The sequence below is a fragment of the Nocardioides sp. P5_C9_2 genome, assembly GCF_054049555.1.
This window is the reverse complement of the sequence record NZ_JBFUMD010000139.1, coordinates 1-7,970: the sequence shown is the minus strand read 5'-3', so window position 1 is coordinate 7,970 and position 7,970 is coordinate 1. Positions and strand designations below refer to the sequence as shown.

Annotated in this window: 8 protein-coding genes; all 8 read right to left on the bottom strand. The window is 70.0% G+C overall.

The genetic code is table 11. From position 1 onward, the window contains the following. A partial coding sequence (locus ACXJKL_RS09110) for an ATP-binding cassette domain-containing protein (RefSeq protein ID WP_457206746.1) occupies positions 1–411 on the bottom strand: 411 nt, incomplete at its 3' end. Positions 412–415: 4 nt separating this feature from the next. Continuing rightward, positions 416–1,474, bottom strand: a complete 1,059-nt coding sequence (locus tag ACXJKL_RS09105) for an ABC transporter ATP-binding protein (RefSeq protein WP_457206745.1) — start codon at positions 1,472–1,474, stop codon at positions 416–418. 1 nt (position 1,475) lies between these two features. Beyond that, complete coding sequence (locus tag ACXJKL_RS09100; RefSeq protein WP_457206744.1) at positions 1,476–2,423, bottom strand: ABC transporter permease; 948 nt, start codon at positions 2,421–2,423, stop codon at positions 1,476–1,478. After that, on the bottom strand, positions 2,423–3,445 hold the full coding sequence (locus ACXJKL_RS09095) for an ABC transporter permease (protein WP_457206743.1): 1,023 nt from the start codon (positions 3,443–3,445) through the stop codon (positions 2,423–2,425). Before ACXJKL_RS09095 ends, ACXJKL_RS09100 begins: the two co-directional genes overlap by 1 nt. Positions 3,446–3,518: 73 nt before the next feature. Then, positions 3,519–5,147: an ABC transporter substrate-binding protein gene (locus tag ACXJKL_RS09090; RefSeq protein ID WP_457206742.1), complete on the bottom strand. Its 1,629-nt coding sequence runs from the start codon at positions 5,145–5,147 to the stop codon at positions 3,519–3,521. 151 nt (positions 5,148–5,298) lie between these two features. Next, on the bottom strand, positions 5,299–5,994 hold the full coding sequence (locus tag ACXJKL_RS09085) for an HAD family hydrolase (RefSeq protein WP_457206741.1): 696 nt from the start codon (positions 5,992–5,994) through the stop codon (positions 5,299–5,301). 240 nt (positions 5,995–6,234) lie between these two features. Next, positions 6,235–7,092, bottom strand: a complete 858-nt coding sequence (locus ACXJKL_RS09080) for a serine/threonine-protein kinase (RefSeq protein WP_457206740.1) — start codon at positions 7,090–7,092, stop codon at positions 6,235–6,237. Then, positions 7,089–7,970, bottom strand: an 882-nt coding sequence (locus ACXJKL_RS09075) for an ABC transporter ATP-binding protein (RefSeq protein WP_457206739.1), incomplete at its 5' end; no start/stop codon positions are given. The genes ACXJKL_RS09080 and ACXJKL_RS09075, both read right to left, overlap by 4 nt.

The window sequence follows — 7,970 nt, the reverse complement described above, 5'->3', positions numbered from 1 at the left end:
CTTCACGCCCTGCACGCGCAGCGCGTCCCCCACGGCAACCTCGACCGTCATGGCGGGGTTGAGCGCGGCGTTCGGGTCCTGGAAGACCATCTGGATGTGGCGGCGGATGCGTCGGAGCTCACGTCGCCCCATCCCGGTGAGGTCCTTGCCGTCGAAGACGACACTGCCCGCGGTCGCGTCGACCAACCCGAGGAGCGAGCGTCCCAGTGTCGACTTGCCGCTGCCGCTCTCGCCCACCAGACCGACCACCTCGCCACGGTGMAGCGTCAGGTCCACGCCGTCGACGGCCTTCACGGTGCCAGTGTCGCGGCCGGCGAGCCGGGCGAGGCTGCCCCCCTGCAGGCCGAAGTGCACCGACAGTCCGCGCACGTCGATGATCGTGTCGTCAGCGGTCACGACGTCCGGGGTCACGGTCTCAGGCTTCGTCGGCAACGCTCAGCACCTCCTGCGTCAGGGGTTCGGTCCCGCCCGCCGGGATCTGGTCCTCCGGCCCCCGCAACCAGCACTCGACCCGCCCGCCCCCCGCCCGCTCGATGTTCACCGGATTCTTCTCGGCGCACACCTTCATCGCCTGCGGGCACCGGGGATGGAACCGGCAGCCGTCCGGTGGGTCGACGAGGTCGGGCGGAGACCCGGGGATGAACTCGAGCCCGGTCGTGGACAGGCTGATCGTGGATCGCAGCAGCTCGCGGGTGTAGGGGTGCTGCGGGTTGCGGAACACGTCGTCGACCAGACCCTGCTCGACGATCCGTCCGGCGTACATCACCGCGACCCGGTCGCACGCCTCGGCGACGATGCCGACGTTGTGGGTGATCAGCAGCAGCGAGGTCGAGAACTCGCGGCGCAGGTCGTTGAGGATCTGGACGATCTGCGCCTCGACGAGCACGTCGAGCGCCGTGGTGGGCTCGTCGGCGACCACGAAGGCCGGACGCAGCACGAGGGCCAGCGCGATCATCAACCGCTGCCGCATGCCCCCGGAGAACTCGTGCGGGTACGACTTGTAGCGGGTGGGCGGGATGCCCATCATCCGCAGCGCCTCGAGGGCACGCTGCCGCACCTGCTCCTTGCCCAGGCGAGGGTCGTGCTGCCGGATCGTCTCCTCGAAGTGCTCGGAGATGCGCATGAGCGGGTTGAGCCGGGTGAGCGGCTCCTGGAAGATCATCCCCAGCTCGCTGCCCCTCAGCTGGTAGGCGTCCTTGGGGCTCATCGAGAGGATCTCGTGGCCCTTGAACATGACCTCGCCGTCACGCTTGGCGCCCTCGGGCAGCAGTCCCATCAGGCCCCGGCCCAGGGTGGACTTGCCGCAGCCGGACTCCCCGACCAGGCCGAGGGTCTCGCCCGGGGCGAGGTCGAAGGACACGCCGTCGACCGCCCGGATCGCGCCGCGGGTGGTGCCGTACCAGACCCGGACATCCCGGGCCGAGATCACCGGCTCCGTCCCGCGCTGTACGGCCGCCTCGTCGACGAGCTCCATCTCAGTGCACCTCCTCTCCGGTGACGGTCCTGCGGGGCGGCAGCACGACCGGCATCAGCCGACGCCGCCGCAGCGACGGGTTGAGGGTCTCGTTGAGGCCCTCCCCCACCAGGGTCAGCCCGGTGACCAGCAGCACGATCGCCAGGCCCGGGTACAGCCCGGTCCACCAGACGCCCGAGCCGGCGTCGGCCAGGGCACGGTTGAGGTCGTGGCCCCACTCGGCGGCGTCCGTGGACTGGATGCCGAGTCCGAGGAACCCGAGGCCGGCCAGGGTGAGGATGGCATCCGCCGCGTTGAGCGTCCCCAGCACCGGCACGCTCTGGATGACGTTGCCGAACAGGTAGCGGCGCATGATGACGCCGTCGCTGGCCCCGATGGCACGGGCGGCCTCGACGTAGGAGCCCTCCTTGGCGCTCACGGTGGTGTTCCGCACGACGCGGAAGTACTGCGGGATGTAGACCGCGGTCAGTGAGAGCGCCACCGCGATCACGCTCCCCCCGAAGAGGCCGGTGAGCAGGAACGAGAACACGATCGCCAGCAGGAACGACGGGAACGCGAAGATCGCGTCCATGACGAGCACCAGCACGCGGTCCGGCCACCCGCCGTAGTAGCCGGACACCAGGCCCAGCGGGACACCGAGCACCACGCAGAACAGGATCGAGAGCAGGACCACCTCGATGGCCGTCCGGGCACCCCAGATGACGCGGGACAGCACGTCGAAGAACAGCCGGTCGGTGCCGAACCAGTGCTCGGCGCTCGGCGCACCGGCCTTGGGGAAGCGCACCCCGTCGACTGCGGACTGCGCGAAGCCGTACGGCGCCAGCCAGGGTGCGAAGATCGCGCAGATCACGAACAGGGCGCTCAGCAGGACGCCGACGACGAGCATCCAGCGTGCCAGCCCGACCGTGTCGGTGAACGGCTTGGACAACCTCGCCAGCACCCCACGCATCAGTACCTCACCCGCGGGTCCACGAGGGCGTTGACGATGTCGACCAGCAGGCTGATCAGCACCACCGCGACGGCGAAGACGGTGATGATCCCCTGCACCGCGCCGTAGTCCCGGTCGTTGATGTAGTCGACCAGCTTCTGGCCCAGCCCCGGCCAGTTGAACGTCGACTCGGTGAGCACCGCGCCGCCGAGCAGCAGCGCGAACTGGAGCCCGATCACCGTGATGACCGGCACCAGGGCGTTGCGGAACGCGTGGTTGCGGGTCACCTTGCGTCGGGCGATCCCGCGGGCCTCGGCCGCCTCGACGTAGTCGCCCTGCATGGTCTGCAGGATGTTGACGCGCACGAGCCGGATGAAGACCCCGCAGATCAGCAGTCCGAGCGTGACCGCCGGCAGCAGCAGGTGCTCCAGCACGTCCTTGATCGCGGTCGTGTCGCCGCTGATGAACGCGTCGATCAGCAGGATGTGGGTGACCGGCTGGACCGTGAAGATCGTGATGGGGGTGGCCATGCCGGACGTCGGCAGGCCGAGCGGCTGGGCGACGTACACCTGGAGCAGGTAGCCGACGAAGAAGATCGGGGCCGCGTAGCTGAGGATCCCGAAGAACCGGATCGCCACGTCCCCCGCCGAGTCCCGGTAGCGCCCGGCCAGCAGGCCGAGCGGGATCCCGACCAGCAGCGCGATCGTGAACGCGGCCACGGTCAGGGTCAGGGTCGCGCCGCCGTTGTCACGGATCACGTGGAGGACCGGCTGGTTGTCACTGAACGTCGTGCCGAAGTCGAGCCTCATCACCGAGGACAGGTAGTCCCAGTACTGCTTGATCATCGGCTCGTTCAGTCCCAACGCCTCGCGCCGCTGGTCGAGGGCCTCCTCGTCGAGCCTGCCGCCCAGGGCGGCCGAGACGGGGTCGCCCGGGGCGACGCGCAGCACGACGAAGACCAGGGTGAGGATCACCCAGATCATCGGGATCACCAGCAGCGCCCGTTGAAGGATGTAGTGCGGCAGGGAACCGGAACGGCTCATGTGCCCTCTCTCCGCGCAGGAGGCGTGGGGAGCCGCTCAGCGCGGCTCCCCACGACCTCCCTGTCGATCGCGATCAGCCGCTCTTGCTGACGAGCCAGAAGCGGAAGATGAACGCCGGGTCCAAGGTGTCCTCGACGCCCTCGATGCCCGCGCCGTACACCCCGATGTTGGTGCCGACCCAGGACGGGATGAAGGGCACGTCCTTGGCGGTGATGTCCTGCAGCTGGCCGAAGGCGTCCTCCCGGACCGCTGCGTCGTCGGTGCCCTGCTCCTGGGCGATGAGGTCCTCCGCCTGGGGGTTGTCGTAGTTGTTCTGGAAGAAGCCTCCGTCGATCAGGAACGGCGACAGGTAGTCGTCGGTGTCCGGGTAGTCGGGGAACCAGCCGTAGAGGAACAGGTCGAAGGCGCCCTCCTTGGAGATGGTCTGGTACTGCTCCCACTCCGTGCTCTTCAGGGTGACCGCGAACAGGCCACTGTCGTCGAGCTGGCGCTTCACCTCGTTGGCCTCGTCCTCGGTGCTCGGGCCGTAGTGGGTGGGCGTCCAGCCGAGCGTCAGCGCGACCGGGGTCTTGATGCCGGCGTCGTCGAGGATCTTCTTGGCCTTGTCGACGTCGGGCTCGCCGTAGGCCTCGGCGAAGGAGTCCTTCTGTCCTGCATAGCCGGGCGGGACGATGGAGAGGAGCGGGTCCACCGTGCCGTCGTACGCGTCCTGGGCGATCGCGTCGCGGTCGTACACCTGGGCGACCGCCTGGCGGACGGGGAGCTGCTTGGCGGCCGGCGTGCTCAGCTGCCACACCCAGTAGCGGATCTCGGAGCCCTCGCCGGTGGCCACCGTCACCGCGTCGTTGCCCTCGAGGTCCGCGATGTCGGTCGGGCTGAGGCTGCGCCAGGCGACGTCCACCTCGCCGTTCTCGGCGGCGATCTTCAGCGCCGACGGCTCGGAGTAGTACTTGACGAAGACCTGCGGCGCCTGCCCCGTGTTCTCGCCGGTGTACTGCTCGTTGAGCTCGAGCACGGCCTGCTCGCCGGCCTTGTACTGGCTGAGCTTGTAGGGCCCGGAGCCGATGATCTCCTCGTCGGCGAGCTTCGTGTCGGCCGGGAAGACGTCCTCGTCCACGATCGCCGCGGCACCCGGGTAGGTCAGCACGTACTGGAAGGTGGTGTCGGCGTGGTCGAGGTGGAAGACGACCGTCTGGTCGTCGGGGGTCTCGATGGCGCCCTCGTTGAGGGTGACCGTGCCGTCCTTGGCCGTGTCGGTGATGCTGCCGAGCAGGTAGATCGCCGCGCCGTTGGGGTCCTGGATCTTGATCGAGCGCTCGAAGCTGTACTTCACGTCCGAGGACGTGAGGTCGTCACCGTTGGAGAACTTCAGGCCCTCCTTGAGCGTGCAGGTCAGGGTCTGGGGGTCGTCGTAGGTGCAGTTGTCGGCGGCATCGCCCACGATCTCCGTCGACTTCGCCGGCACCGTCACGAGGGTCTGGTACAGGTTGTACTCGAGGGTGGAGGAGCCGAGGTCGTAGGAGCCGGCCGGGTCCAGGGCCGTCACGGTGTCGGTCGTGCCGAGGATCCAGGGCGACCCGGAGCCGCCGCTGCTGCTCCCACCGCCGTCTCCCCCGTCGTTGTCCGAGTCGCCGCCGCAGGCGGCCAACCCGCCGGCCAGCAGGGCGATCACCCCGAGCCTGGCCACAGTGTGTCGACGCATGTCTCCTCGCTCCCCGTCCGGATTCCGGACACCGATGTGTGCTGCGGTTCTCGGAACGTAGCCCTCGAATGTGACGTGCGCCACCCTTGATCCCGAAGTGGCGCCCAACCGTTCCCGGACCGTTGCGACGGGCGGGCGTTCGTGGCGATTCTCAGCGGGAGGCGAGCTGCGCGAGGTCCACGGTGCCGAGTCCGGCGAGGGTGTCGGCGAAGACCCGGCGCTCCCCCTCCAGGATCGGGACGTGGTGGGGCACGCACAGCACCAGGCAGCCCGCCGACTCCGCCGACGTGGCGCCGGTGTTGGAGTCCTCGATGGCCACGCAGTCGCCGGGCTCGACGCCGAGGTCCGCGGCCGCCTTGAGGTAGGGCTCGGGGTGCGGCTTGCCGAACTCGACCCGGTCGCCGGCCACGATCGTCGCGAACGTCCCCGCAGGCAGGTGCTCGAGGATCGGCTCCACGAAGCGCATCCACGACATCGTCACCAGCGCGCACGGCACGTCGTGGGCACGGAGGTCGGCGAGCAGCTCGCGCCCACCCGGGCGCCACGGCACCTCGCGGCGTACGCGCTCGACGACACCGTCCAGCAGCTCGTCGACGATCTCCTCGGGAGTCCGGTCGATGCCCATGTGCTCGCGGATGTAGACGCCCGAGTCGAGCAGCGCGTTGCCCACGAGGTTGAGGGCATGCGTCTGCGACCAGGTGCCGCCGTACTTCGCGGCCATCGCGTACTCGGTCTCGATCCAGTACGGCTCGGTGTCGACGAGGGTGCCGTCCATGTCCCACAGGACGGCCGCCGGAACCCTGGGGCTCTCCTGGTCATGCTGACGCGCGGAGTCACGAGAAGTCACGGGGTTCAGGATGCCCTCCCACAGGCTCCGAGCGACTATCGAGGAGGAGTCACCGTCGCGGCGGACATCGGCGTGACTCGTCCTGTGCTCCACGAATGGACCGGCAGGCTGACCTTTCAGCCGTGAGCAACGTCCTGGATTCCGCGGAGGCGGCGTGGACGTTCCCGCTGCGATCGCGGAGACCCGGGCACTCCACCCCAGGGGGCGGCGGTCCGAGCACTGTGAACGCGATCGAGGACGTCAGCGTCCGATGTCGTCCAGGACCTGACCGAGGCGTCGGTGGACGTCGAGGACCGAGGGCCGTCCTTCCGGATCGACCGAGAGGCAGTCCTCCAGGAGGGTGGTGAACCCCCGCGGCAGGCGCGCTCGCAGCGTCGGGAGCGGGGGCGCCGGGCGCAGCACCTGGAGGTGTGCGCCGACGTCGAAGGCCTCGCGCTCGGCCTGGTCGAGCGGGCGGAACGGCGCCAGCCCCGTCGCCGCCTCGACCAGGGTCACGCCGAGGCCCCAGACATCCGTCGCCGCAGTGACGACGTCACCGCGTGCCTGCTCCGGGGCGAGGTACTCCTGGGTGCCGGTCCCCCGGCGGACCGGTCCCGGCGGCTGGGCGATGCTCAGGTCGATGAGGGTCGCTGTCCCGCCGTGGGCCATGACGTTGGCCGGACGGATGTCCAGGTGCAGGTAGCCGTGGTCGTGGAGGTAGTGGACGGCGGACGCCAGCTGGCGCCCGAGGTGGCACAGGTCCGCGACCGGCAGACGTCGCCGTCGCTCGTCGATGAGCTCCTCGAGGGTCATACCCACGTCCGTCTCGAGCACGACCACGACGGCGGGAGCCGACACGGTCTCGAAGGCCCTCGGCAGGTGCGGGTGCGCCAGCTCCTTCAGCAGCCGGCCCTCCTGCAGCAGGCGGTTCCGGACCCGTTGGACGTCGGCCCGGTCCGGTCTCACGGTCTTGGCGACGCAGCTGCAGAGTCGCTCCTGCGACCACACCTCGTACACGTCGAGGGCGGAGCCCCGCGACAGCAGCTCGACCACCTGGTAGCCGGGTGCGATCATCTCGCCCGCGGCGAGCACCGGCGGCTCCGTCCTCGTCGCGGTCATGCGGCACCCACCGGCTCCGGCGCCCGGGACCGCCGGTGGTCCGAGGCCCGACCGTGCCACAGCTCCGCATACCGGCCGCCGCGGTCCACGAGCTCCTCGTGGGTGCCGCGCTCCACCACCTCGCCGTGGTCCATGACCAGGATCAGGGTGGCGTCTCGCACGCTGGCGAGGGTGTGCGAGATCACGATCGTCGTGCGACCCGCCATCAGCCGTCGCAGGGGCTCGATGACACGCTCGGCCGAGAGCGGATCGAGCCCCGTCGTGGGCTCGTCGAGCAGCAGGATCGGCGCGTCCCGCAGCAGTGCGCGGGCGATGGCCACCCGCTGGGCCTGCCCCCCCGAGAGACGCCGTCCACGCTCCCCCACCCGCGTGTCATAGCCGTCGGGCAGTGCCGTGATGAACACGTCGGCGTCGGCGTCCCGGGCAGCCTGCTCGATCTCGGCACGGGTGGCGGAGGGGCGTCCGAAGGCGATGTTGTCGCGCACGGTGCCCTCGACGAGCAGGGTCTCCTGGAGGACGACGGCCACCTGGCGCCTCACGGTCGCGCGCCGGATCTCGCGGAGATCGGTGCCCCCCATCCGCACACTGCCGGCGTCGGGATCCAGGCTGCGCATCAGCAGCCCCGCCAGGGTCGACTTCCCGGCCCCGCTGGCGCCGACCACCGCGACCACATCGCCGGGGCGGGCGGAGAAGGTCAGGCCGCGCACCGCGGGGACGCTCGAACCGGGGTAGGTGAACGTCACGTCGTCGAACACGAGGTCCCCGCAGTCGGGGTGCAGTGTCACGGCGCCGGGGYGGTCGGGGGGCAGCGTCGCCTCGTCGAGCAGCTCGATGACGCGCTCCGCGCCGGCAGAGGCGGAGAAGGCGGACGTCACCGC